The 24865-nt window shown below is 70.2% G+C and carries 19 protein-coding genes and 7 pseudogenes; 10 read left to right on the top strand and 16 right to left on the bottom strand.

What is annotated here, in order from left to right:
- Window positions 1-300: 300 nt before the first annotated feature.
- A complete protein-coding gene (locus AC07AW_RS40130; RefSeq protein ID WP_478820402.1) occupies window positions 301-729 on the top strand; it encodes a nuclear transport factor 2 family protein in 429 nt (142 codons plus the stop codon).
- A 230-nt stretch (window positions 730-959) separates the two neighbouring features.
- Window positions 960-1019: pseudogene (locus AC07AW_RS40135) on the top strand (hypothetical protein); the annotation flags it as partial.
- A 37-nt stretch (window positions 1020-1056) separates the two neighbouring features.
- Here the strand turns inward: AC07AW_RS40135 and AC07AW_RS40140 are convergent.
- A pseudogene (locus tag AC07AW_RS40140) lies at window positions 1057-1606 on the bottom strand (transposase); the annotation flags it as partial.
- A gap of 251 nt (window positions 1607-1857) precedes the next feature.
- Here AC07AW_RS40140 and AC07AW_RS40145 point away from each other — a divergent pair.
- A pseudogene (locus AC07AW_RS40145) lies at window positions 1858-2204 on the top strand (Tn3 family transposase); the annotation flags it as partial.
- Window positions 2205-2301: 97 nt separating this feature from the next.
- Here the strand turns inward: AC07AW_RS40145 and AC07AW_RS40150 are convergent.
- Both AC07AW_RS40150 and AC07AW_RS40155 read right to left on the bottom strand, forming a co-directional pair.
- Window positions 2302-2886, bottom strand: coding sequence for a DinB family protein (locus AC07AW_RS40150; protein ID WP_478820403.1), 585 nt, complete (start codon window positions 2884-2886; stop codon window positions 2302-2304).
- A gap of 119 nt (window positions 2887-3005) precedes the next feature.
- A complete protein-coding gene (locus AC07AW_RS40155; protein ID WP_478820404.1) occupies window positions 3006-4256 on the bottom strand; it encodes an MFS transporter in 1251 nt (416 codons plus the stop codon).
- A gap of 89 nt (window positions 4257-4345) precedes the next feature.
- On the opposite strand from AC07AW_RS40155, the gene AC07AW_RS40160 reads away from it, so the two are divergent.
- On the top strand, window positions 4346-5323 hold the full coding sequence (locus tag AC07AW_RS40160; RefSeq protein WP_478820405.1) for a winged helix-turn-helix domain-containing protein: 978 nt from the start codon (window positions 4346-4348) through the stop codon (window positions 5321-5323).
- A 51-nt stretch (window positions 5324-5374) separates the two neighbouring features.
- Here AC07AW_RS40160 and AC07AW_RS40165 read toward each other — a convergent pair.
- Window positions 5375-5692 (bottom strand): annotated as a pseudogene (locus AC07AW_RS40165) (transposase); the annotation flags it as partial.
- A 145-nt stretch (window positions 5693-5837) separates the two neighbouring features.
- Between AC07AW_RS40165 and AC07AW_RS40170 the strand changes: the two are divergent.
- Window positions 5838-6668: a M55 family metallopeptidase gene (locus AC07AW_RS40170; protein ID WP_478820406.1), complete on the top strand. Its 831-nt coding sequence runs from the start codon at window positions 5838-5840 to the stop codon at window positions 6666-6668.
- 344 nt (window positions 6669-7012) lie between these two features.
- On the opposite strand, the gene AC07AW_RS40175 is transcribed toward AC07AW_RS40170, so the two are convergent.
- Together AC07AW_RS40175 and AC07AW_RS40180 are read right to left on the bottom strand one after the other, a co-directional pair.
- Entirely contained in the window at window positions 7013-7645 is a 633-nt protein-coding gene (locus AC07AW_RS40175; protein ID WP_478820407.1) for a M15 family metallopeptidase, read from the bottom strand.
- 209 nt (window positions 7646-7854) lie between these two features.
- Window positions 7855-8673, bottom strand: coding sequence for an SDR family NAD(P)-dependent oxidoreductase (locus AC07AW_RS40180; RefSeq protein WP_478820408.1), 819 nt, complete (start codon window positions 8671-8673; stop codon window positions 7855-7857).
- A 198-nt stretch (window positions 8674-8871) separates the two neighbouring features.
- Here AC07AW_RS40180 and AC07AW_RS40185 point away from each other — a divergent pair, with 198 nt between their 5' ends.
- Window positions 8872-9300, top strand: a complete 429-nt coding sequence (locus AC07AW_RS40185) for a hypothetical protein (RefSeq protein ID WP_478820409.1) — start codon at window positions 8872-8874, stop codon at window positions 9298-9300.
- Between the two features lie 61 nt (window positions 9301-9361).
- On the opposite strand, the gene AC07AW_RS40190 is transcribed toward AC07AW_RS40185, so the two are convergent.
- From AC07AW_RS40190 to AC07AW_RS40200, 3 genes are read right to left on the bottom strand one after another with little or no spacing between them, the layout of a single operon-like run.
- Window positions 9362-10453 carry an IS630 family transposase gene (locus AC07AW_RS40190; RefSeq protein WP_478820410.1) on the bottom strand — a complete coding sequence of 364 codons (1092 nt, stop codon included), beginning with the start codon at window positions 10451-10453 and terminating at the stop codon, window positions 9362-9364.
- 43 nt (window positions 10454-10496) lie between these two features.
- Entirely contained in the window at window positions 10497-11300 is an 804-nt protein-coding gene (locus AC07AW_RS40195; RefSeq protein WP_478820411.1) for a low temperature requirement protein A, read from the bottom strand.
- Window positions 11240-11686: a low temperature requirement protein A gene (locus tag AC07AW_RS40200; protein WP_478820412.1), complete on the bottom strand. Its 447-nt coding sequence runs from the start codon at window positions 11684-11686 to the stop codon at window positions 11240-11242. The genes AC07AW_RS40195 and AC07AW_RS40200 overlap by 61 nt, the downstream gene beginning before the upstream one ends.
- Window positions 11687-13089: 1403 nt before the next feature.
- Here AC07AW_RS40200 and AC07AW_RS40205 point away from each other — a divergent pair.
- On the top strand, window positions 13090-14151 hold the full coding sequence (locus tag AC07AW_RS40205) for an alpha/beta hydrolase family protein (RefSeq protein WP_478820413.1): 1062 nt from the start codon (window positions 13090-13092) through the stop codon (window positions 14149-14151).
- Window positions 14152-15042: 891 nt separating this feature from the next.
- On the opposite strand, the pseudogene ppk2 reads toward AC07AW_RS40205, so the two are convergent.
- Window positions 15043-15840 (bottom strand): annotated as a pseudogene (ppk2, locus tag AC07AW_RS40210) (polyphosphate kinase 2).
- Between the two features lie 265 nt (window positions 15841-16105).
- Here ppk2 and AC07AW_RS40215 point away from each other — a divergent pair.
- The 3 genes and pseudogenes from AC07AW_RS40215 to AC07AW_RS40225 form a co-directional block, all read left to right on the top strand.
- Window positions 16106-16372 (top strand): annotated as a pseudogene (locus AC07AW_RS40215) (CBS domain-containing protein); the annotation flags it as partial.
- A 46-nt stretch (window positions 16373-16418) separates the two neighbouring features.
- A complete protein-coding gene (locus tag AC07AW_RS40220) occupies window positions 16419-16604 on the top strand; it encodes a hypothetical protein (RefSeq protein ID WP_478820444.1) in 186 nt (61 codons plus the stop codon).
- Between the two features lie 409 nt (window positions 16605-17013).
- Window positions 17014-18321, top strand: coding sequence for a chloride channel protein (locus AC07AW_RS40225; protein WP_478820414.1), 1308 nt, complete (start codon window positions 17014-17016; stop codon window positions 18319-18321).
- A 33-nt stretch (window positions 18322-18354) separates the two neighbouring features.
- Here AC07AW_RS40225 and AC07AW_RS40230 read toward each other — a convergent pair whose 3' ends face one another.
- From AC07AW_RS40230 to AC07AW_RS40255, 6 genes and pseudogenes are all read right to left on the bottom strand, one after another.
- The gene (locus tag AC07AW_RS40230) at window positions 18355-18645 is read right to left on the bottom strand and encodes an SHOCT domain-containing protein (RefSeq protein ID WP_478820415.1); all 291 of its coding nucleotides are present in this window, start codon (window positions 18643-18645) and stop codon (window positions 18355-18357) included.
- Window positions 18646-18796: 151 nt separating this feature from the next.
- Window positions 18797-19069 (bottom strand): annotated as a pseudogene (locus AC07AW_RS40235) (DUF6325 family protein); the annotation flags it as partial.
- A gap of 45 nt (window positions 19070-19114) precedes the next feature.
- Window positions 19115-19243, bottom strand: a complete 129-nt coding sequence (locus AC07AW_RS40240; RefSeq protein ID WP_478820416.1) for a hypothetical protein — start codon at window positions 19241-19243, stop codon at window positions 19115-19117.
- Between the two features lie 372 nt (window positions 19244-19615).
- On the bottom strand, window positions 19616-22555 hold the full coding sequence (locus AC07AW_RS40245) for an FtsX-like permease family protein (RefSeq protein WP_478820417.1): 2940 nt from the start codon (window positions 22553-22555) through the stop codon (window positions 19616-19618).
- Window positions 22555-23292 carry an ABC transporter ATP-binding protein gene (locus AC07AW_RS40250; RefSeq protein WP_478820418.1) on the bottom strand — a complete coding sequence of 246 codons (738 nt, stop codon included), beginning with the start codon at window positions 23290-23292 and terminating at the stop codon, window positions 22555-22557. The genes AC07AW_RS40245 and AC07AW_RS40250 overlap by 1 nt, the downstream gene beginning before the upstream one ends.
- Before the next feature lie 94 nt (window positions 23293-23386).
- On the bottom strand, window positions 23387-24604 hold the full coding sequence (locus AC07AW_RS40255) for an MFS transporter (RefSeq protein ID WP_478820419.1): 1218 nt from the start codon (window positions 24602-24604) through the stop codon (window positions 23387-23389).
- Between the last annotated feature and the right edge of the window lie 261 nt (window positions 24605-24865).

Genomic DNA, 24865 nt, shown 5'->3' on the forward strand with positions numbered 1-24865 from the left:
TGGTCCTGGTGTACCTGCGCGAAGCCTGCCGCGGGCTTCCGGATCACCGAGGGCGTGCCCACGCCTACGTACAGAGCGTGATCGAACTCCTCGCCGCACAAAGGCCCTGTCAAATACACAAGCCCTGCGCCACGCGTGTCCTGAGTGCGTCCTGGTGGACGGCATCATCGCCGAGTGCGACCGGGCCGGGGGCCGTGAGCGGCAGTGCTCGGGCAAGGTCGGACGAGTGTGGGCCGGTGACTGTCGTAGGTGGTTGCTACGGTCGTCACGTTACGAAGATCCTTGACTCAGGGGGTAGTTGTGGGCGACCACGGCATGCGCGCGTTTGGTGTCGTCCTGTTCGATCAGTGGACGGCCATGTGGAACGGTGATCTCGATCTCGTCAACGAGATCATGGCGCCGGAATTCGTGCTGCGTTATGCACAGGCCGGTACCGACGCCTTCGACGAGATCCGCGCCCCGCAACAGCTTGCCGAAATCATCGCTTCCTGGCACAAGTCCCACACCGGGCTTGTCTTCGCAGCGGAGGGGACCGCCGTCGTCGATCTCACGCTTGCCGACGGCGCACCGTCCGGACTTGTCGCACGCCCCTACCTCGCGAGCTTCACGGCCGAGGGCGGGGGGAAGGTCGCCAGGAGCGGAATCGACGTCCTCAGGGTCTCCAATGGGTTGATCGTCGAGGTCTGGTCGGTCTCATCCGGCGCCGCTGGCCGGACTTTCTACCGCTAACAGACCGTTTCAGAATCAGATCGATCGGGAGAGCCGGGAAGGAGGGCCGCAGGCGTTGTGGGTCCGTCACGCGGCAGGCATGGGCAATGATCGGTCGCCTTCCTCTCGGCGAGCATGAAGTCCGCGCTGGCCCGTAACGGAGTGCTGGTGGAGGTGCTGAACCGCACAGCAGAGCTGGGCTCCCCAATTGGTACGTGACGGCGGGCTGTCGGTTCCAGACCGTCTGGAACGTGGTCACGGACAGCCACCCCACCAGCGGGATCAAGGACTACGACGTCTTCTACTTTGACGACCGGGACTTGTCTTGGGAGGCGGAGGCCGCAGTGATCACGGGCAGCCGGCGAAGCCTTCACAAGGCTGCCGGCGGCGGCCGAGGTCCCGCAACGACATGCCGAGGTGGAGGTCAGCCCCGGCGTCCGTAATGGATTCGCAGGTGCTTGAAGTGATGAAGCCAGGCGAAGGCGCGCTCTACGACCCAGCGCACCTTGCCAAGTCCGGAACCGTGGGCGACGCCGCGGCGGGCGATCACCGGCTTGATGCAGCGCTTCCACAGCAGACGGCAATACTTATCGAAGTCATGGCAGCGGTCGGCGTCCATGCCTCGGGGCTTGCGGGCGGCGGGGACGCCCACGCCGGCCGCGAATCGGCGGAACCTCGTTCAGCAGCGGAAGGAGCTGGGTGACGTCGTGGCAGTTGCCGCCGGTGAGCGTGACGGCCAGTGGAGTGCCGTGGCGGTCGACGATCAGAGGGTGCCTGGAGCCCGGACGGGCACGGTCCACGGGTGAGGGACCGACATGATCCGCCCTTTGAGAGCCGGCACGTGCGAGCCGTCGACAGCGCAGTCGTCCACATTCAGCAGGTCCGCGCGGCGGAGCTCCCGCCCCAGCCCAGCCCAGCCCGGCGCCCCGGCGCCGCCCGAGCGGACGCTCTCTGACGGGACCGCGGGGGCCCTGCAGAACTCGTGGAGACTTCAGCCTGCCGGAAGCCGCTCGCCGATCTGCGCCGCCTGGCGCACCGCCGTCCCGGGGCCGCGGGGTGAGTGCAATGCCGTCCACGCGCCGGAGTGTGCTGGACGTCCATCTGTACGGCGTCGGCCGCACAGCTCAGCGCCCGTACGAGCAGGCGATCTCCCGCCACAAGCCGGCCCGGGACGTGTGCCACGGCAAGCGCGGCACACGTCCACGAGGCATTCCGGGACGGTGTGGAGGACCAAACCGGCTCGCTCATCCTGATCCTCAGCACCATGGTGTTCTGGACGACCCGTTACGTCGACGCCGCCCTAGCCCAGCTACCAGGCCGAGGGCCATGAGATCCGCGAGGAGGGCATCACCCGGCTCTCCCCGCTCAAGCACCGCAACCAGAACCTGCTCGGCCGCTCCAGCTTCACTGCCTCGACCCCGGTCGCCGGCGCCCTGCGCCCGCTGAGCGACTCGGACGCGCTCGAGCGGGACGAGGACGACGAAGGCGTGGACTGAACGCCCATCAGCTGACGCGGGCTCATCGGGTGGCCGGGTGCCCGGAGATCGCAAGTGCCGGCAGGGGAGCTGACATCAGGCTGTCCGGGGTGCCCGACTAAGCCTTGATTGATGCGGCCGACCTGGCGGCCTGCTCGATCTTCGCGCGGTAGGCCGCACGGGCTTCCTCGTCGATCTGCTTCTCGTGTTCGGGGCGCAGCCCGGTCCGGCCGTCGAGGGTCTCGCGCAGGATGTCGGCGTGCCCGGCATGCCGGATGGACTCGCCGAGGACGTGGACCATGACGGCGAACAGGTTCGTGTCGGCATGAGGCTGCGGCCACCACGGCACGTGGCCGGAGGCGTCGAGGGGAAGCTCGGCGATCGTCGCGTCCGAATGCTCCCACGTGCGCCGGTAGAACCCGACGATCTCATCGCGGGTCTCGTGCTCGCTCGCCCACAGATCGCTGCCGTCAAAGTCCTGCCACCGGGGCAGCGGTTCCGGGGAAGGGCGGTCGAAGACCTCGCCGAAGTACCTGGCCTCGACGTTGGCCAGGTGTTTGACCAGGCCGAGGAGGTTGGTCCCGGTCGCTGTCACAGGCCGGCGGGCGTCGTACTCGGACAGGCCGTCGAGTTTCCAGAGCAGCGTCTCGCGGTCCCGCCGCAGTCGCCCGTGCAGTGTGGCTTTCGCGAATTCATCGATCATGCGGCATGAACCTTCCATGGTCTGTTCGTGGTTTCAAGATCCCGTACATGGTCCGCAACGGCTGGCAGAGCCGAGGCTTAGGACTCTTTACGCAATGAGCTACCGGGAATGACTGTCTGTCAGAGAGGCGTGGAGGTGGGCGGGTGCCAGGTGAGAATCCAGCCGGCGGTAAGCGCCGCCGCGCCGCCTGCCAGGGCGATTGCGCCGCCTGTTCCGATGCCTGCGGCCACCGAGCCGAAGCAGGCGGGCCCGACGCCCTGAAGCGTCATGCTGCCGGACCCGAGCAGACCGAAGGCCTGGCCCTGGCGATCCTGCGGCAGGGCGTCCAGGAGCGGCCGTTGCAGGCCGAGACCGTAGGCGAATCCGAAGCCGCAGAGCAGCAGCAGACAGGACGAGACGCCCACTCCGGGCTCGGCAGCGAAGCCGACCAGCGGCAGTCCCATCAGCGCAATCAACGGGGCTACCAGTCGCTCCCGGGTGGATGGCGGTAACAGTCGACCCACCAGAAGGTCACCGACAAGCATGCCTGCCGGCAGACAGCCCATCAGCACCGCGTACTCGCCGGGCGCGAAGTGGCGTCCTCCCGCGTAGGCGACGATCAGGCCTTCCGCGCCCGCTACGAACGCGGGCGGTAGCCACAGGGCCAGCATCAGTCGTCGCACCGTGAGTCCGCGCAGCAGCATGCCGGCGCCGTGCAGGCTTGCCCGGACGGCCCCGCCATCGCCTCGAGCGCTGCCGGGTGTGCCGCCGAACTCTCCCAGCTGCAGCCGCGGTAGCCGCATGCGGACAGCGAGCGCGCAGCCGAGGTAGAGGGCGGCGCTTACCGCGAGCGCCCGGCGCAGGCCGAGTACCGCGACGACCGCACCTCCCAGCGCCAGACCTAACAATTGCGCGCCGGAGGCAGCGATGTTGTTCAGTGAACGGCCCAGTACATAGGCGTCGCCCTCCAGCCACTGCGCGACCAGCCGACTCGACGCGCCGCTGAACACCGGTGTGGCGAGGGCGACCAGTGCCACGACACCGAGGCTTGCCGCGATCGGCATCCGCACCAGGGCGAGCAGCAGGGCGGCGGCGCACTCCAAGGCGTAGCCGCCGGCGATGAGCGCGCGGGGCGGCAGTTGGTCGGCCAGTGAGCCCAGCAGCAGCGAGCCGAACAACTGCGGGAGAAAGCCGATACCGAAAGCCAGTGCGCTCAACAGCGCGGAGCCGGTGGCCGCGAAGACCAGAACCGAGAACGTGGTGATCCGCAGTGAGTCCGCCGTGATCGCGACGGTGCGGGTCGAGAAGAGCAGCCGGAATCGCGGCTCGGCAAGCACCTCACGGTAGGTGGCACGGCGGTTGCCCTGCGCGGGTTCGACGGTTGGGGTCATGACGCCCAGCCTCGTCGTGCGCCCACGCCACTCACCAATGATTCGTCGCTGGACGAATCGGAGCAGGCGTCCGGCGGTAGCATCGCAGGGTGCTCCGTTTCGAAGTCTCCGTCGAGGACCTGCTGCGCAGCCGCTTCGCACTGTCGCCCGCGCTGGACCTCTGCCTGCTGCTGCGCTCGCTCGCCGGCCACGGCCGGCCGCTGCCGCGAGCCTGGGCCACCCGGCTCATGCCGGCCTTTGAACGGCTTCGCCGCGAGACCGAACTGGACGCCGCCCTCGCCCTGCAGGCCCCGCAAGGCGGACCGAACTTCGTCGCCCCGCCCCCGCGCGGCCTCAACCAGACCTGGGCAGACGACCTGGCCATGATCCGGGCCACACCGCTGGAATCGGCCCGCCACGAAATCGCCACCACCGCGACCGGCCCGTCCGCCCGTGATCCCCGCGTACGCGCAGTGCTGGACTCGACGGACGCCGTCTCCAGGATCGCCGAGGCGATGGACCAGGCGTGGCACGAGCTGCTCGCAACGGACTGGCCGCAACTGCGCGCGATCTGTGAGCGCGATGTCGTGCACCGGGTGGGTGTGATCGGCGAACACGGATGGGCCACGACCATCGAGAGCCTGCACCCGGGCATCGCCTGGTGCGTCGGCGGTATCGAGATCGGCTTCTTCCGAGGCGGAACAGTCCGCCTCGCCGGCGACGGGCTCCTGCTGATCCCTTCGGTCTTCGTCGGGCATATCGCCGCCCACCTGGAAGACCCCTGGCCCAGGACCTTGGTCTATCGTGCCCGCGGTACCGCCGCCCTGTGGGGCGAACAGGCGACCGTCCCCCAACCGGACGCGCTGACCGCCCTGGTCGGCCGGGCCCGAGCCCGGCTGCTGTTGGCGCTGGACGCCCCGGCCAGTACGAGCCACCTCGCCCGAAGCCTCGCCATGGCACCCGGCGCGGTAGGAGACCACCTCGCCATCCTGCGAGGCGCGGGGCTGCTCGTCCGCGCCCGGTCCGGACGGTCGGTGCTCTACCGGCGCACCCCGCTCGGCGAGGCACTGGTCGCCGGTTCGGGCTGAGGGCTCAGATCAGCACTGCTTCTTGAGGCACCGCCAGCAGATGATTGCGCAGCCGAGGGTACGGACCTGGCGGCGGTAGACGTTGTGGTCGTCACCGCGGTCGGCGTAGAGGACGTCGGGGCGCTGACGGGGTCGTCCGCGCTTGCCGCGGATGGGCGATACGACGTGGATCAGGGGCAGGCGCTGGGTGACGTCGTTGCGGTTGCCACCGGTCACGGTGGCGGCCAGGGGCATCCCGTGGACGTCGACAATGACGTGGTGCTTGCTGCCCGTCTTGCACCGGTCCACTGGCGAGGGCTCGGTGGCGTCTCCGCCCCTCAGGGCCCGCAGGTGGGAGCCGTCGAAGGAAGTGCGGGACAGGTCCTGCTCGGCCCGCGGTCCCCGGTCATGCCGTCCAGCTGAGCTGACGAGCGTGCTGGTCCCGGCGGGAACAGGACGATCGTGAGCTGGTGAAGGAACCAGAGCAAGAACGGCGGACGTCTCCTGAAACGATCAAGATTGAGGAGACTGCGCAGTGCGGATCTACATCAGTGTGGACATGGAGGGCATCACCGGGCTGGTGGATGCCGACGATGTCCAACCTGGCGGCCGGGACTACGAGCGTGGGCGGCTGATGATGGCAGAGGACGTCAACGCCGCCATCCGTGGCGCCGTCGCGGCCGGTGCCACGGACATCACCGTCAACGACGCACACGGCCCGATGCGCAATATCCTGCCCGAGTCGCTGCACCCGGCGGCGCGCCTCATCCGCGGCAAGCCCAAGCAGATGCTCATGCTCGAAGGCCTCGCTCCCGAGCACGACGCCGCGATCTTCGTCGGCTACCACTCACGGGCCGGTGCGCTCGGCGTACTGAGCCACAGCTTCATGGGGCACGAGATCGAAGACATGTGGCTCGACGGCCGGCCTGTGGGTGAGATCGGCCTGGCCCATGCCACCGCGGCCGCCATCGGCGTGCCGGTGACAGTCCTCACCGGTGACGACTGCGCCTGCACAGAGATGGCGGATTGGGACGCCTCGGTGACGACCGTGGCAGTGAAGTATGCGCGGGACCGGTTCACGGCAGATCTGCGACCGGCGGAAGAAGCACGTGCGGCCATCGAGAAGGCGGTCGCCGCCAGTCTTGCCGTACCGCCGAAGGCTCCAGCCGTCGCAGCGGCCTGCTCCACCCTCACGGTCCGCTGGCAGTCGGCTTCAATTGCCTCGACGCTCCTGGGAATTCCAGGCGTCACGTCGCCGGACAGCCGGACCGTCCGGGCGCAGGGCACACTGCCCGACCTCTATCGGCTGTTCGGCGTGTGGATGCGAGTGGCCGCGTCCCTGACCAACCAGCCCCCTTACTGCTGAACGCCGCGGGCGGGTCGCGGCTATGTCGCCGGTGCGGAAGTCCGCTGCTGCACGGGCCTGCGGCAGCGGCCTGGTCGCCTCCGCCGACGGGGCGCGCGTCGCCGGGCGGACAGGACAGGGAGAGGACTCGGGGTAGGCGAGATCGACCCGTACGAAGACGCTGCGCGGCAGTGGGCCGCGGAGCAGGAACCGAACTGACCGGCCGGACGGTGGCTGGGGGTCGGCCGGCCTCGAAGTGGGCCAGGTGACCTGGCCAGGGGTGCCGAGGCGTCGAGGCCCCAGCCTCTCCAGGGGATGTCGGTGACTGTGCCCTGGGTCTCGCCGGTTCGAGGTGGTCAGGCTGGTCAGGCTGGTCCATAGATGGCGCTGCCGGCCTTGGTGATCAGTGCCCAGTACCGGTCACCGTAGGACCAGTGCCACCACTCGGTGGGATAGTTGGTGAATCCGGCGTCGCCCATGGTTCGGGCCAGGAGGTCGCGATGGCGGCGTGCTTGGTCGGACAGTCCCGGGGCGTTCAGCGGACAGTACTTCTCGTCTCCCGTGCGGTGGCCGTTCACGGCACCGCCCATGTCCAGCTCGACGCCGTCGGCATCAATGAGCGTCAGGTCGAGGGCCGCCGCCGCGCAGTGTGGCGCCACCTCGACCGGGGAAACGAAGGCACTGGCCCGGCGCCGCAGGTCGACAGGGTCGGTGATGCCTGAGCGGCGTATGCGGTCCTCGTAGAGGGCAAAACGCCGCGCCTGCTCAGTGCTGCTGCGATGCCCTTCTACGACGAGGAACCTGACGCCGTCAGGAAGCCTCTCGGAGGCCGAACTCAAACGTTCGAGCACGCCGATCCTGACCCGACCGTATGCCCCATCCTCGTCTCGCTCCCGGGAGTCCAGTGCAATGGCCGGGACCGAGGCGATCTCTGCGAGAGGCTCGCCGCATTCCTCCACCGGGATATTGCCCACCTGGGGATCGCTCAGCAAGATCATGGAACCTGAGCCTAAGCGTCGCGGTCCTACGGCGAAATCCGCCCCCCCGAGCGTGTCGGCACGACCAGCCCTCAACCGCCGGACATACAGGCCAGAACCTGCCGGCGCGGTGTGGCCGGGGCGATGCAGGCCTTCGTCGACCTACTGGTTGACCAAGAGGAGCGGCCGGTCGGCTGAACGCGACCGGCGACCTCGGCCGTAGCCGTCGGTCAGGCCCGCGGGGCGCGGGGCTCCATCCGGAACTCGAAGCCAAGGGTGCCCGGGTCGAGCGCGGTCGCGCCGCCGTCGACGGTGAGCACCGCACCGTTCACGAACGAGGCGGCGGGCGACAGCAGCCAGGTGATCGCCTCCGCGACCTCCTGCGGTTCACCGGGCCGCCCGGCAGGCAGGATCCGGGTCACCTCCTCGTACGCCGCCTCCAAAGTGTCCCCGCTCAGGCCTGCCTCGTCGGCGAAGCGGTTCATTCGGCGGTCCGCCATGTCGGTGCGCACCCAGCTCGGGCACACGGTGTTGGCGCGTAGCCCAGCGCCCCCGTAGTCGACTGCGAGCGAGCGGCACAGCTGGAGCAGCGCCGCCTTGGAAGTGGCGTAGGCGGCGTTCCCGACGCCGTTGCGCAGGGCGGACACCGAGGCCACCGCGACCACCGCGCCGCGGGCGTCGAGCAGATGCGGGAGCGCGGCGCGCAGCAGCAGGAACGGGCCGGTGAGGTTGGTCCGCATGACCTCGTCCCAGTCCTCCAGGGTCACCTCGCCCACCCCGCCGCCCCGCCCGATGCCGGCGTTGAGCACCAGACCGTCGAGCCGCCCGTACGTGCCGACCACCGTCTCGACGAGCGAGGCCACCGCGGCGGGGTCCCCGATGTCCGACGGTACGGGCAGAGCGCCGGTCTCCTCGGCGACCAGCCGCAGCGGCTCGGGCCGGCGCCCGGACACCGCCACCTTGTGTCCCGCTCGGGACAGCGACTGCGCGGTCGCGGCCCCGATCCCCGTTCCGCCCCCGGTCACCAGGTACACGCGCTCGTCCGCCATGTCAGCCGCCTCTTTGTGCCTCGTCCGCAGTCCCTCGTCCTGGTGATCTTAGGCACGCTCCGCCCCGGGGCGGAGCTGGCCGGCGGATGACATGTCAGGGCGCATCTGGGTCGCGGGAGCGGGGCCGAGAGCGGTCTGGCGCTGGGCGAGCCGTACGTCGGATCACGAGGGTGATCGCGAGCGGTGGGGGAGAGCGAGATGAGTGACTGCACGGCCGGTTGGGGGCGGGTACGGGACGCGGTGGCGGAGGACTGGCCGACCGTCTGGCCCTTCTGGCGCAAGATCATTTCCATCGGCGAGATGTACGCCTGCGACCGGGAGACCGACGAAAGTGGACCGACGAACAGGCCCGACCTCATGGTTCAGAGTCTCGCCGTATGCACCGTGGTAGAGACCGAAGGCCGGGATCAGCATGCCGATCCGCTGAGCCTCGATGGTCCTGGCCAGGACCCCGAACGATGTATCGAAGAAGTCCCGCGGCCCGTCCATCGGGACGATGCCTCGAACGACCGCCGTCGTCTTCGAGTCCAGAAGGACCACGACGGGCTGCGGAACGCTCGCCTCGCCGTCCCATCCGCGACTGCCCATGCCTCTCCTCTCCGCCCACCACGCCTGCCGTGGCTGTGAACCCGCAGACCGTCGGTGCGCGGATGCCTCGGCGCCACGCCGCGCATTTCGGACGGACTCGCTAGTCTTCTGAGTCAGGAATTCTGTTCAGATATGAGGCGAGGCGTTCGAGGATCTCGTCTGCGGTCTTGGTCCAGACGTAGGGCCTGGGGTCGGTGTTCCATGCCGTGATCCAGGTTCGGATGTCGTTCTCCAGGGCCTGGACGGTCTTGTGGACGCCTCGCCGTATCTGTTTGTTCGTCAGCTCGGCGAACCATCGCTCCACCAGGTTGAGCCAGGACGACCCGGTCGGCGTGAAGTGCAGGTGGAACCGGGGATGGGCCAGCAGCCAGGTCTTGATGGCCGGGGTCTTGTGGGTGGCGTAGTTGTCGAGCACCAGGTGAACTGCGAGGCCGTCCGGGACCTCCTTGTCGAGCTTGATGAGGAACTTCTTGAACTCCTCGGCGCGGTGGCGCCGGTGCAGGGAGCCGATCACCTTGCCGGTGGCGACCTCCAGGGCGGCGAACAGGGTGGTGGTGCCGGCGCGGACGTAGTCGTGCGTCATCCTCTGCGGGACGCCGGGCATCATCGGCAGGACAGGCTGCGAGCGGTCCAGCGCCTGGATCTGCGACTTCTCGTCGACGCAGAACACCAGGGCCCGCTCGGGCGGATCCAGGTAGAGGCCGACGACGTCGTGGACCTTGTCCACGAAGTACGGATCCGTCGACAGCTTGAACGTCTCCGAGCGGTGCGGCTGCAGACCGAAGGCCCGCCAGACCCGGGACACGGTCGACTGCGACAGGCCCAGTTCCTTCGCCATCGAGCGCGTCGACCAGTGGGTCGCGTTCTTCGGAGTGGACTCCAGCGTCCTGGAAACCAGTGTGGCCACCTGCTCGTCCGTCACCGTCCGCGGGCCACCCGGACGCGGCATGTCACCCAGACCGGCGATCCGGTGCTCGACGAACCTCGCCCGCCAGCGGCCCACCGCATGCGCGGTCGAGCCGAGGCGAGCCGCCACGTCCTTGTTGGACGCACCTTCGGCACAGGCCAGGATGATCCGACATCTCAGGGCCCACGCCTGCGGCGTGGAACGGCGCCGCACCCACCCCTCGAGTGCGGCCCGCTCCTCGTCCGACAGGATCAACTCGGCCTTCGGCCGCCCAGTACGTGCCACAGACCAAGCTTATACATCTGAACAGAATTCCTGACTCAGAAGACTAGGTGGTGCCGGCGGGCGTACGGCGGGACAGGGCGGCCTTCGCGTACAGCAGGTGGGCGATGGCCTCGGCTGCGAGGAGCAGCACCACAAGCCACGGCGCGAGTACGTCCGCGCCGAGAACCACCAGGAGAGGGACCGCGATCCCGGGCAGTGCCCAGACCGCCACCTCACGCAGCGGCCGGCCGAAGCGCAGCGCGATCAGGGCGTGCGCTCCGTGATAGACGGCCAACCCGCCGGCGAGGGCCCACACCGCGCCCCTCGGCAGGTGGTCATGGCTGGACTCCTCCACGGCCGTCGCGAGTCCGGCGGCCATGGAGATGACGGCGGCGGTGACGAAGAAGTGCAGGAAGCCGCCCACGTCGCGGGCGAGGAGGTAGGCCTCGCGGGTGCCGGCGGTGCCGATGACGCGCTCCGCCGCCGTCGAGGCGAAGTCGAAGTAGGACCACCACAACGCGGCCAGCAGGACGAATCCGAGCACGGCCACGATGCCGGCCCGGGCGGTCCAGGTGTGGTCCGTGGCGGTGATGAGGGCCAGCACCGATTCGCCGAGGACGATGATCACGAACAGGCCGACCCGTTCGACCAGGTGGCCGGTGTGGACCCGCCCCGGGATGCCTCGCCCGCGCGCGGTCAGCAACAGGACCATCTCCGCCAGGAGCAGGACGGCCCACACCCCGTAGCGCCAGGGAGCCGGAACCGCCGCCGAGCCGGCCCAGAGCAGCCCGGAGAGAAGGCAGTAGGTCAGCGGCTCCGCCAGCGGGGCAGTGTGCGGGGCGGGGGGAAGCGGGTGGCGGGCCACCACAGGGCGAGCAGGACGAGGCGGGTGCCCGCGTAGCCGAGGGCGTAGGCGGGGGCCCGGTCCCCGTCGGCCTCGGGCACCGCGGCGGCCATCACGGCGAGGCACAGCATCGCGGTCAGCATGACGACGCGGCGGCGGGCACTGTCGTCCTGGAAGAGGTTGGCGGAGACCGTGAGGTTCGCCCACATCCACCAGGGCGGGAAGTAGAGGCCGAGGAACACACCGAACTCGCGCCACCCGGGGTCGCCGTGGAGACCGTGCGAGAGCTGTGCGACAACGGCGACGAAGACCAGATCGAAGAAGAGTTCCAGCCATCCGGCGTGTCGGGGCTCCGGCTCCGGGTCCGACGGGGGCGAGGGCAACGGCGCGGGGGCGTGCGGAGTGCTCATCGGGCCATCCGAGTGGGGGATTCGACAGCGGCTCGGTCTGACCGCATCAGATCACGAATCGGCTCATTCGTAGGCGAGGCATGCTCACCGAACGACGGCCGGACGGGGAACGAGGCTCTTCTGGAGGCGTCGCGACCGAGCTCGTCGTCGATACCGTCGAGCACAGCGGCAGCCCCGACATGGCCCTGGCGTGTGCGTTTCCCTGGCGACGACTCCGCGGCGTGCGGCGGCCGTGGCCGTGGCCTGGGGCTGGTGCGGGCCTGCGTGGCGGACTGCGAGATCGTGCGTACGGCGCGAGGGGCGCGGATGGCCAGAGCGCCGACGCCTGACACGGTGATCGGACAGCGGCGCTCTCCGGCCTCATCAGGAGCCGCAGATGCCGCAGCCGCACAGATCAGCCAGCCGAGCCGTGCTCAGCAGGGAGTGACTTCGGGGTCGATCGGAGGCAATCCCCCGGGGTCCAGGGCGCCGTTGCAGTACTCGGCGAGGAACTGGACAGCGTCGCCGTCGGAGTGCCACCAGCCTCCGTTCCGGGAGGAGATGGTGACGAGCCACTGTTCTGGGCTGCCACCCGTCGCGCTGGTGCCTGTGTACCGATCAAATCGTCAGTAACGGCAGCACGGTGACGCTCTGCTCGGCCAGCGTCTCCATGACACGCACCACGTCGACCAGCGTTCCACCCCACCCGTTCGAACAGGCAGGCCACGCTACACGGGCCGACCGTCCCCGGCTTGACGTCATAGCAACGTGATGTGTCTGCCTGGGCCCGGAACACGCGGCAAGGCATGCCCGCCCGGCCGGGGTGAGCCGGTACCGCCAGGCGCTTTCGGCAGGCTCTGCCCGGGAGCAGTGGCGACCGCCTCGAGTGCCGCCTGCAGCCACTCGGCCAGCAGATCTCCGCCAGGGGTCTGCCCGGAAGCCTGCGGTTGCAGGGCCCCGCAAGCTCGGGTCAGCCGCACCTGGATGTGCCAGACAGGGCCGACGGGTCAGTCCTGCATCACGACTCTCAGCTCGATCAACCCCCGGGGCTGCAACGCGGCCAAAGTCGCACCCGGGCCCGCATCGAGCACATGACGGCGACCCAGATGTTGCTGGACCGGTGTGGCCTCGACAGCCAGCTGGTCGGCACCATACGGAATCCATCGGCACTGTTCAGCTGGTTGCCGTTCCCGCATCGCGTGCCAGAGCCGGTTCTGCTCCCTCTCGTTGCCCTGGTCGGCCTCGAACAGGACCTGCAGACAGGTCTGCTGCCGCTCATGAGACTTCCGGCCGGCGTTACCTCCTGCGCCGCTTGGCTGCTGGCCGTGCGGTGTTGTTGTCTGCTCTGTGTCTGTGTGGTGGAAGCGTAAATTCGGGGATGTCCCTGATGGTGGTGTCGGGTGTGGTTGACGACGATGGGCCGTATGGTCGTAACCGTTTTGCCGGCGCCGACGGGGTCTTTTCCGGTGGGTACCGTGTCGGTGTATCTCGAGGATGTCTCCCGCCGGGACCCGTGGGTGGGGGATGCGCCGACGCGTGAGCTGATGATCACGGTGTGGTATCCGGCTGCTGTCTCCTGCGGTCCACGCGCGCGTTACCTGACAAAGGCCGAGTCGGCGGGGGCCCTGGCCGCCTGGCAGGTGGCCGTCGCGCCCGACGCGCTGAGTTCGGTGCGCACCAACGCCTTCCCGGACGCTCCGCCCGATCCCGAGCTGCGGGAGCTGCCGCTGGTCGTTCTCTCGCCCGGCTTCACCCGGCCCCGCGCCACGCTCACCTCGATCGGTGAGGACCTGGCCAGCCACGGATACGTTGCGGTCGCGGTCGACCACACCTACGAGACTGCGGCCACCGCCTTCCCGGACGGCAGGGTGGCTAACTTCGCTCTCGGCCACGGGTTTGCGCGTACTCCCGAGTTCTGGCACAAGGTGAAGACCGGCCGTGCCCGTGACGTCTCCTTCGTGCTGGACCGGCTGCTGGGCAGCAACCCGCCGTGGGCAGGCGCGGCCCGGCTGGCCCCGGACCGGATCGGCATGGCCGGACATTCCGCGGGTGGTGCGGCCACTATCGCGGCGATGCTGGTGGACGGGCGCATCCGCGCCGGCAGCAACGTGGACGGCAGCACCGACCCTCTGATCCCGGACACCGGCCTGGACCGCCCGCTGCTGTTCCTCGGCCGAGACGGCCAGTACTCTCCCGGCGACGGGCCTTCCGCGGACACCTGGGCGCGGGACTGGCCGCTACTGACCGGCTGGAAGCGCTGGATGGTGGTCGCGGGCGCCAAGCACCACTCCTTCACCGACCTCGGGCTACTGGCCGACCAGCTCGGCATGCCGCTCGGCGCGGCCACGTCGGGGCTGCGCACCATGGCGATCACCCGTACCTACCTGCGCGCCTTCTTCGACCAGCACCTGTGCGACGCCCAGCGGACACTGTTCGACCAGTTGGGCGCGGACCATCCCGAGGTGCGGTCCTGCGTGCCGGCCTGACCGTCCGGTTGGTGGGGGATCGAGGAAAAGCTTGATGGCGGGCTGCTGGCGGCATTCGTGCCCCGACGGTTGTCGGAGGATGCGGTGCGTTCGGCCGACTTGGCCCGCTTCATTGTGCAGCGGAACGCCGACGAGTTCGTCGTCGAACAGTTGGAGGCGGGCGTTTGGCCGGCTCGCCCGTACGTACGTCAGTCACCCGCTGATGGAGTAGTACGTCGAGATCAGGCGGTTACGGGAAGGGCTCTTCGACCTGCTGCGCGGGCGTCGGCACCCCAGCCAGACCACGCTGCTCCACCTTTCCGCCTCTCGCATCTGCGGCCTGTCGGCGCACGTCTGCCTCGACCTCGGCGACTTCGACTCCGCCGCCACTCATGCCCGTACCGCACGGGCCTGCGTCGAGGCTGCCGGGCACGAGGGGATGCCGGCCCGGGTACTACGGGCCGTGGAGTCGTTGATCGCGTACTGGACCGGCCGATACGAGCAGGCGGGCCAGGCCGGCGCAGGTCCGCCGCCGGCACCGGGCGAACAAGAGCATCGGGGCACGGCCGGCGAGTCTGGAGGCTCGGGCTTTGTCGACAGTCGGCGACTCGGCAGGCGCACTCGCCGCCTTGGCGGATGCCGAACGATCGCGTGAGGCGACCCCGGGTCGGGACGAGGAGCCCGGAGCCTTCGACTTCCCTTCGGACAAGCAGTTTGCGTAGGCCGGAACTCCCCTTCTGGCCGTGGGTGGGCAGGAGCACGTTCAGCATGCGCCACTCGGCCGCGCCCGTCGCTGTTGTCGCGCACGACTGACCCCGGCCGAGGACAGGCAGGGAGCACGGACCGTGGAGGCGGCGAACGTGCGGGGCGGAGACGGTGTGCCCTCCACCGGGGGCCGGAGCCGGCCGCCGCTCAGAGGTCCGCGGCGTGATCGGGAACGTAGGTCTGCAGATCACGCGGCGGACGCCGGTAGCCGGTCGACTCCGGGCGCTCCGGCAGCTCAAGGACCGGAGGGGGCACCTCCCGGTACGGCACGGAGCTCAGGTGGGCGATCATGTTCAGCCGGGCCCGGCGCTTGTCGTCGCTCTCCACGACGTACCAGGGCGACTCGGAGATGTCGGTGTGCACCATCATGTCGTCCTTGGCCCTCGAGTACGCCTCCCAGCGGGTGACCGACTCCAAGTCCATCGGCGACAGCTTCCAGCGGCGCACGGGATCGTCCAGGCGGCGCCGGAACCGGTCCTGCTGCTCGGTGTCGCTCACCGAGAACCAGTACTTGCGCAGCAGGATCCCGTCTTCCACGAGCATCCGCTCGAAGATCGGGCACTGCTGCAGGAAACGCTGGTGCTCTTCCTTCGTGCAATAGCCCATCACCTGCTCGGCCCCGGCCCTGTTGTACCAGGACCGGTCGAACAGCACGATCTCCCCGGCGGCCGGCAGGTGCTCCACGTACCGCTGGAAGTACCACTGGGTGCGCTCGCGCTCGGTCGGCTTCGGCAGCGCCGCGATCCGCGCCACCCGCGGGTTGAGGTGTTCCGTGACCCGCTTGATGGTGCTGCCCTTGCCGGCCGCCTACCGCCCCTCGAAGACGACGACCAGACGCGCGCCCTCGGCCCGCACCCACTCCTGAAGCTTCACCAGCTCCGTCTGCAGCCGCAGCAGTTCCTTCTCGTACACCTTGCGCGGCAGGCCCGCCGCCCTCTCGCTCATCCTCCCGCCTCCCCGATGGGTCGCCCCAGGCCGAACACCAGAACGTCACCTTCCTTTTCCGGGCGAGACGGTGCACCGTCGACGCCCGGCGACCTCACCGACCATCGTCTGCCCGCCGGCCGCTCTCTACGGAGAGAAAGCACCGTCATGACAGTACGTGCCGGCATCGACGGCTGCGTGTACCCGAACCGGTCGTGGCTGTGGCCGCAGTGCGCCGGCCTCGCCGCAACGACACATCCGTACCCCCCCAAGGAAGGGCACCACCATGAAGCACCACAAGGTCGGCTCCGTGATGACCAGGGACGTCGTCCGCGTCCGGTACGCCACCCCGTTCAAGGAGGTCGCCCGGCTGCTCGACGGCCACCGCATCAGCGGACTGCCCGTCGTCGACAAGGACGACCGGGTCATCGGCGTCATCTCCGAAACGGACCTGATGGCACGCCAGGAGACCGCCCCCGACCCGATCGAACCCACCCACGACCTCGGCTCGCCCGTCCTGGCCCCCGCAGCGCGGCGGCAGGCCGTCAAGGCGGTCTCCTCCTGTGGGTACGGGAGTGCCTTCGTCCGCCACTACAACGGTGCCCTGGCCCATTCACTCCCGCCCACTGGCTCCGTGCTTCGAGCACGTCCACCTCCTGCGCGTGCGCGTGCGCGACGGCGAAGCGGTGCGCCACGACCGTGGACTGCTGTCCCGGTACCTGTGCCCCGCCGACCGCCGCGTCACGGCGGTGGAGGCGGTGAACTCCTCCACCGACCGCCCGTAGCACGGGACGACTCGACCGGCCCCGGCGTCTCGCCGGGGCCGTCGCGCGTACGAACCGCGGGGGTCGGCTCCTCCGGCACGAGCGGGGTGCACCGTGCGCACGGGGCAGCGCGGCCCGGACGCGCTCTGACGTACGGGGCCGCACCGTGGCAGGCTGCGGCCGCCTGCGCGGTGCACGAGGCGTGCGTGCCCGGCACAGCGTCACGTCGAACCGGCGCGCACGCATAACCCTGCCGCCCTCACGGTATATACGCCCCCAAAGATGCGTATAACGCCATCCTGCGTCCCGCCGACCCGGCCGCCTGGAGTGGTGTCGAGCCGAGGAGGACACTATCGCCGGAACCCCACCTCAGGGCCCCTCGGCGGACGGTCCGGGCAGCCAGCCTCAGGAAGCCGACCTGCTGCGGGCCATGCTGCGGCGACCCGAGTACCGCAAGGCTCTGGTGTTCTGCGGGCTGATCGGCGTTCCGGTGGCACTCGTCGCCTTCTGGTTCCTCGTGGCGTTGCACCAGCTGGAGCAGCTCATCTGGACGGACTGGCCCAAGGACCTGGGCTGGAAGCAGGCTCCCTGGTGGTGGGGGCTCGCGCTGCTGCCGGTGGCCGGGCTCGCCGTCGGTCTGATGGTCGCACGCCTCCCCGGGCGGGGCGGGCACGTCCCGGCGGGTGGGCTGCAGTCGGGCGGGGCCTCGAAGGAGGCGCTGCCCGGTGTCGTCCTCACGGCACTGGCCGGTCTTCCGCTCGGCGCCGTGCTGGGGCCCGAGGCGCCGCTGATCGCCCTCGGAGGGGGGCTTGCACTGTTCTTCGCGGGGCTGGCCCGGGCGCCGCAGACCGGAGCGAGCACGGCGCTGCTCGGTGCGGCCGGGGCGGCGGCGGCCATCTCCGCGCTCTTCGGGAACCCGGTGGTCGGCGCCGTGCTCCTGATGGAGGTGGCCGGGGTGGGCGGGCCACAGCTGTTCGCGGTGATGCTGCCGGCCCTGCTGTCCAGCGGTGTCGGGGCGTTGATCTTCACCGGGTTCGTCCACTGGACGGGGCTGGAGACGGGGAGCCTGGACATCGGCCTGCCCCCACCGCCGCCGCTCGACGGAGCGGACGTGCTCTGGGTGCTGGCACTGGCGCCCGCCCTCGCTTTCCTCGTCCACTGGACCCTCGTGGGCGGCCGGTTCGCGGCACGCTTCGTGGCGACCCGGGTCGTACGGAACACCGTCTTGTGTGCGACGGGCGCGGCGGTCTGCATCACGCTCTACGCCGTCACCACCGGACGTTCACCGGCCGAGGCGGCCCTGTCCGGCGAGGCCACTCTGTCCGACCTGGCACAGAACCCGCACGCCTGGTCGGTGGGTGCCCTCGTCGCGGTGCTGGCCTTCAAGGGTCTGGCGTACGCGCTGAGTCTGGGCAGTCTGCGCGGTGGCCCCGTCTTCCCTGCCCTGTTCCTGGGCGGGGCGGCCGGAGTCCTACTGGCCCCCCTGCCGGGCCTGGGGCTGGTTCCGGCCATGGCGGTAGGCATGGCCGCCTCGGTGACCGCGGCCCTGCGACTGCCGGTGAGCAGCGTGATCCTCGTCGTGCTCCTGCTGGGCAACGCGGAGACGGTGGCGCTCGTGGTGCTGGCCGCTGTCCTGTCCTTCGTCGTCACCGAGCTTCTGCCACAGGGCCCGCGCATTCCCGCCTTCAGCGAGCGACCGAGCGGTCGACCGCGCCGTCCCTCGCCCCGGCTGCGATGAGCCACTCGGGGCGAGGCACGCTCGCGCCGGCGGTCAGGAACCGAGGATCTTGCTCTTCTGAGCCGCGAACTCCTCCTCGGTCAGCACGCCTTGTTCCTTCAGCTGTCCGAGTTCCTTGAACTGGGCGATCTTGCTGCTCATGTCGTCGCTCTGCGGGGGAGGCGGGGGCGCTGCGGCCGGTGGCGGTGCGTCGTACTTTTCGGCCGGCGCCACGTCCTGCCGGGCCCAACGGCCCGCCTGGCGTCGCGAGACCCTGTTGGAGACGGCGGTCGCCGTCCCGGCCACTACCGCGGTGCGCGCCACACCTCGAAGAAGTCCTGGCATGTCGGTCCTCCTTGGCCGCTTTCGAGTGGATCGGCTTTTCGGTCGCCCCGAGACGGTCGCCCCGAGACGGTCGCCCCGAGACGGTCGCCCCGAGACGGTCGTACGGCGACCGTCTCGGGGACAGTTGTACGGCGACGGTTGTACGCCGGGGTCAGGCAGCGGCGCTGCCGCCCGCTTCCTCCGCGGCGTCCAGCGAGGCCAGCAGAGCCTGCACAGGGATACGCCCGCCGGCCACGAGCTGCGCACCGCCACGCCGCAGTTCCCGCGCGAGGGGGGCGGCCCAGAGGTTCTCGTAGACGAGGATGCCGGCCGAATTGCCCGGCTCGAGGGCCATCCCCGCCTCGTCGAGGTCGTCCTGCCCGAGGAGTCCGGACGAGGAGCCCTCGAACACGGACAGGTCCAGCTCGCCGTCGGCGTCGAAATCGCACGCCCGAGCGCCTCGCACGTCCGCCCGTGCGTCGTCTCGCGCTCAGGCCGCGGTGTCGATGCGGGCGACGAGAAGGGCGATGTCGTCGTCCGCGGCGGCGTGAACGAGGTGGGTGAGGGTCCCTGTCCGCGCCGGTGGTCCTTCGTGGAAGGGCGCCTGCTGGATCGCCATCGCGGTTCTCCGACGTGGGCCCCCTGGGCGGCTGCCGTCCTCCTCGGTATGGGCGCGCTTCCGCGGTTCGTCGCGCGGACCGGGGATGCGGTCCATGCAGTCACGGTCATCCCGAGCTAACGGACTATCCGCGCTCACGCCTATGGCGCGCATGCACCCATGGTGTGGAGGCATGCCGAAGAGCGTGTCCCTGATGGCTGCCCAGGGCTATGCGGGCCCGTCCCGGCGGACTGCTCGGCCGTCGTTCGGAGAACACGGAGACCGGGCCGCGATCGGGGACCGGGCAGACGACATCGCCCGGCAGCTCAACGCGCCGCGCGCCCACGGTGTCCGGTAGCGACGCATCGACCTGCGGGTCATGGGAGCCGTGGGTCAATCCGCGACGCGGACCGCGCGTGCGGGACGGATGGCGGCGGCGCGGCGTGCCGGGCCGATCGTGGCCAGGAGGGAAGCGACGAAGGTGGCCGCTGCCAGGCCGCCGATGCTGGTCCATTCGACGGGGAAGCCGCCTTCGAGGCCCGTGAACGCTGCGCTGTTGGAGTACATGAGCCAGGTGGTGAGCACGCCGAGGAGGGATCCGAGGACGATGCCCTCCACGGCGACGAAGGTGCTCTCCCAGAGGAAGGAGCGTTGGACGGTCCGTGCCCGGAAGCCGAGGGCTCGCAGGATTCCGATGGTGCGGCGGCGTTCGCGTACGGCTCGGACCATGACGACGCCGAGGCCGGTGATGCCCACGCCGAGGCCCAGGGCGAGGAAGCCCTGCATGAGGTGGAAGAAGGCCGTGCTGGAGTCGAACTGGTGGCGGATCTCGGAGGCGATCGGCGTGGCGACCAGGCTGGACGACAACTGCTCGCCCTGCAGTTGGGTCGCCAGCGCGTCGGAGGAGGTACCGGGGCGGGTGCTGACGAGGGCGGAGGCGTTCTGGGCCTGGCCGTCGAACAGCTCGCGCATGCCCTGTTCTCCCATCACGACGGGGTACGTGGTCGAACTGGCGCCGGTGCCCGGGTAGAAGACCATCCCGTTGCTGAGCACGCCGGCGATGACCTTCTCTTCGCTGCGGCCCGTCTGCGGGTCGGTGACGGTGAGGGTGTCGCCGGGGTCGTAGTAGTCGCCGGCCGGGCCGCCGGTGCTGCCGAAGAATCCGTCGATGACGACGTACCGGGGATCGGTGGCGAGCGCGCGCCACACCGCCGGGTCGTCGGGCAGGTCGCTGAGCCGCTCGCGGAAGGTGATGCCGGTGATCGCACCGTCCGGCACGCCCACGGCGGCGACGTCCAGCGGTTGGGTGCTGCGGTGCCCCGGGTCGGTTGCCCGCCCGGTGGCGTTGAGCAAAGGGGTGACGGTGGAGATCCCGGCGGCCGAAGGGCCGCCGCGCAGCTCGGTGAGCAGCCGGTCGCCCGCGACCTGGGGGTTGTAGTCGAGCCGCAGGGAGTAGCCGGCGGTGGCGTCGGCGACGACTCCGTCGACTCCGGCGCGGAGGATGCCGGAGATCTCCGTGAGGAGGACGAGAACGAACACGATCAGCGTGTACATCACCAGCGTCGCACCTGTACGGAACCGTTTCGCCAACGGATAGGCGACCGCGAGCCGGGTCGCGAGTCCCGCCTCCGAGGGGCGCTCCAGGAGCCGCCGCACGGGGCGGAGCAGCACCTGCTGGTTGTCGCTGACGAGCACCACGGCGGAGAAGGCGGCCAGGGCGCCCTGGATGACGTACACGGACATCGAGGGCGTGTCGAAGATCCGGGGGCGTACGACCGGTGCCAGCAGGGTCCACGCAAGGACGGTTCCGGCTACGAGGGTCGTGACCGTACGCCGGGGGAGGACGCGCAGCAGCGCCGGAGCCGCGAAGGCGAGGGCGAGCGCCGGCATGAGGTAGGTCGCGTCGGGTTGGCTGCGTGCCACGGCCGGAACAGACACGAGCGCGCACAGGACCGCCAGCGCGGAGGACACGACGAGCAGTCGGCGACGCGGCTTCCGTCCGGGCGTCGTGGGGAGGTCGCGGATGGCGGCGATGATGTTGAACCTGCTGATGCGCACACTGGTCGCGAGGATCGCGGCGAAGGCAATGAGCAGCCCCATGGCCAGGCCGTTGAGAACGCTGGTGGGCGTGACGGCGAAGGCGATCCGGATGCTGCTGCCGCCGACCGACCAGCCGCTGAAGATCTCCGCGGCCACCACGGCGACGCCCCAGCCGACGCCGAGACCGATGGCCACGCCCGGCAGAGCCGACAGCAGCGCGTAGGCGGCTCCTTCGACGGTGAACGACGCGACCAGGCGCGAGCGCTTCATGCCGATCGCTCGCACCATGCCCATCTGGGACTTCCGCTCCTCGCCCAGCATGACGAAGATGTTCACGAGCAGCAGGGCGCCCGCGATGATGCTGAAGCTGCCGATCATGAGGAACAGCGCGCCCAGCGAGTCGCCGGCCTGCTTGGCGTCGCGCAGCACGGTGTGCTTCGGCGTCTCGATCGCCGTCTGGGCCGCGAGCGGACCCAGGGCCCGGTGGATGTCCGAGGTGACCTGCGGCGTCAGGGCGTCGCCGCTCTCGACGCCGCCGCGGTTGGAGACGAAGGTGACCGAGCGCGGCTCCGCGCCGGCGGCTCGGGCGGCCGCGTCCAGAGTGCCAGGTGCCAGGAAGGCGTCGCGGTTCAGCCTGCCGCCCAGCCCCACACCGGCCAGACCCTGCTCCGGCACCACACGGTCCACCCGGTAGGTGTGCGGGACCCCGAACAGGTAGAGCGTGATCGGCTTCCCGGCTCCCACACGGAGCGACTGGGCCAGGGGCGTGTTGATCACGACCTCACCGGGCTTCGGGTTCGGTCCGCCGATCCCGGACTGTCCGCCTGCCGCGCCGAAGCCGGATGCCTTGTCGAAATCCATCTGCCAGGCCAGGACGCGCGGTTCGGCGACGGTCTGGACACCGGAGCGTGAAACGGCCGATGCCTGGGTGGCCTGAGCGCTGAGTACGCCGTCGATGTCGGGATCGTCTCCCAGGTCGGCCAGCCGCTCGGCGACCGCTCGTCCGGCGGGGCCGGGTGGCGCGACGACGCGCTCGTCCACGGGGCCCAGGGTCCGGTACGCCTCCTGGCGCACTGAGAAGTTCAGGGTGTCGCCGACGACCAGGGCCCCGATGATGATGGCCGTTCCGAGCACCGATCCGCCGATCACGAGCGCGGCCTCGGTGCGCCGTCGGGCCAGCTGGCGGAAGGCCAGCCGGCGTGAGACCGGCTGCCGGACGGTGACCAGCCCCAGTGCCGCCAGGGCGAGCGCGAGGGCGATGAGCAGCGGAGCCAGCAGGTTCGGATACATCATCAGTCCCGGGACATGTCGGTGACCGAGTCCGTGGCCGGGATGCGCTGCCGGAAGTCGTCGACCAGCCGCCCGTCGCGCATCCGGATCAGCCGCGGGACGCGTGCGCCGATGGCGCTGTCGTGCGTGACCAGGACGATCGTCTGGCCCTCGTCCCGGTTGAGTGCGCAGAGCAGATCCATGACCTGGTCGGCCATGGCGCTGTCGAGGTTGCCGGTCGGTTCGTCCGCCCACACGATGGCCGGTCGCCCGGCCAGCGCGCGGGCGATGGTCACCCGCTGCTGTTCACCGCCGGACATCTCGCTGGGACGGTGCTCGACGCGGTGGGCGAGGCCGACCCGGTCCAGCATGGCCAGCGCCCTGCGCCGCGCTTCGCGGGGCTGCGTACCCACGAGCAGCAGCGGGAGCTCGACGTTCTCCACAGCGGAGAAGACCGGGATGAGGTTGAACGACTGGAAGACGAAGCCCATCGTGCGGGCCCGGTGCTCGGTGCGCGCGGCGTCCGACATCGCGAAGAGGTCATGGCCGTCGATCTCCACCCGGCCGCTGTCGATGTCGTCGAGTCCGGAGAGGCAGTTCAGCAAGGTGGTCTTCCCGGACCCGGAGGGGCCCATGACCGCCACGAGCTCTCCATGGCGCACGACGAGATCCAGGTCGTCCAGGGCGGTGACCGCCACCGAGCCCGTCCGGTAGATCTTGCGGACTCCCGTGGCGACCAGGCGGGGTCGGTCGCTGTTCATGCCTTCCATACCAACCCCGGGAGGAGTGGACGGCTACGGCCATCCGGGCCCCGGGAGGGGGACAACCGGCCCCATCCGGAGCCAGAAGGCGAGGTCACGCATGCGTGGCGACGCGCGCACGTCGCCGGACGACCGTGGTGGTCAGAGCGCCGGCGATCACCGCGGTGACGGCCAGGAGGACGAAACCCCAGGTGTAGTCGTGTACGACGCTGTCGACCGCCCCCATCACGAGGGGCGGGAAGAAGCCGCCGAGACCTCCTGCCGCCCCGACCACGCCCGTCACCGAGCCGACTCGCTCGGCTGGAACGAGCCGTGCGACGAGGGCGAAGACCGCCCCGGACCCGGCTCCCAGGCCTGCGGCCATGCCGAGGAAGGCCGCCGTTCCCACCGGGATCAGCTCCGCCTCGAACGAGGCGACAAGCGCGCACACGGCGACGAGTCCGTACGAGCCCGTCAGTACGGGGACGGGATGGGCCCGGTCCGACAGCCATCCGCCCAGAGGCCGCATGGCGACCGCGAGGACGACGAATCCTGCGGTCCGCAGCGCCGCGTCGGAGCGGCTGAGCTCGTAGGCCCGGGTCAGATACGTCGGCAGGTAGACGCTGAAGGCGACGAACCCGCCGAAGGACACGGCGTACAGAAACGCCAGATGCCAGGTCGAGGGCGTGCGCACGGCCGCTGCGGTGCGTGACCACACGGACCCCGTCGCCGTCGCGCGTCCCGGACGGTCGCGCAACAGGAACCAGGCCACCACGGCGTACACGGCGAGGAGGCCGGCCACGAGATCGAACGGGAAGGCGCGCCCGACGGCGTCGGTCAGCTGGACGGTGGTGAACGACGACAGGGCTGTGCCGCCGGTGCCGATGCCGAAGATCCCGAGGGCGACTCCCCGGCGCGCCGGTGGGTACCAGGCGTTGACGAAGGGGACGCCGACGGCGAAGGCCGTTCCCCCGAGCCCGAGCAGGAATCCGCCCGCGAGGACCTGCGCCAACGAGTCGGCGAGGTGCCCCAGGTACAGCACCGGCAGAATCGTCAGCGCCGCGACGAGGGGGAACACCCGGCGTGCTCCCCAGCGATCCGTCAGCGCTCCGGCCGGGATGCGGCCGAGCGCGCCGACGACCACCGGTAGGGCGACCACCAGGGACTGTTCGAAGGAACTGAGGCCGAGGTCGTCCCGCAGCCGAGGGCCGAGCGGTGCAAGGAGGGCCCACGCCCAGAAGCAGAGGGTGAACCCGGCAGTGGCCAGGAGCAGCATCTGCCACGGTCGGGGGGCAGCGTCCGTGGGGAGTGGTCTCCCGGTATTCCGGATCATGGTGCCTCCTGGCAACAGCCCGCGTGGTCGGCGCGGAGCCCTGCCTGTCCCCACCTTCGGCGAGCCGGGGTCCCGCTCCCAGGGGCCACTCGTCCCCTTCCGTGCCCGACCGGCCCTGTGTACGGGGTCCCGACCGGGACACCTGCGCGGTGTCCCGACCGGGGCCCGAGGAGAAGTGCCACAGGTGCCGGAGCGTTCTGCGGAGCGGGGAGTCGTCGCTTCCGGCGTGTGACCTCGCCGGGATGCGGGCGTGGTCGCACC

The organism is Streptomyces sp. NPDC044003, from assembly GCF_056435185.1.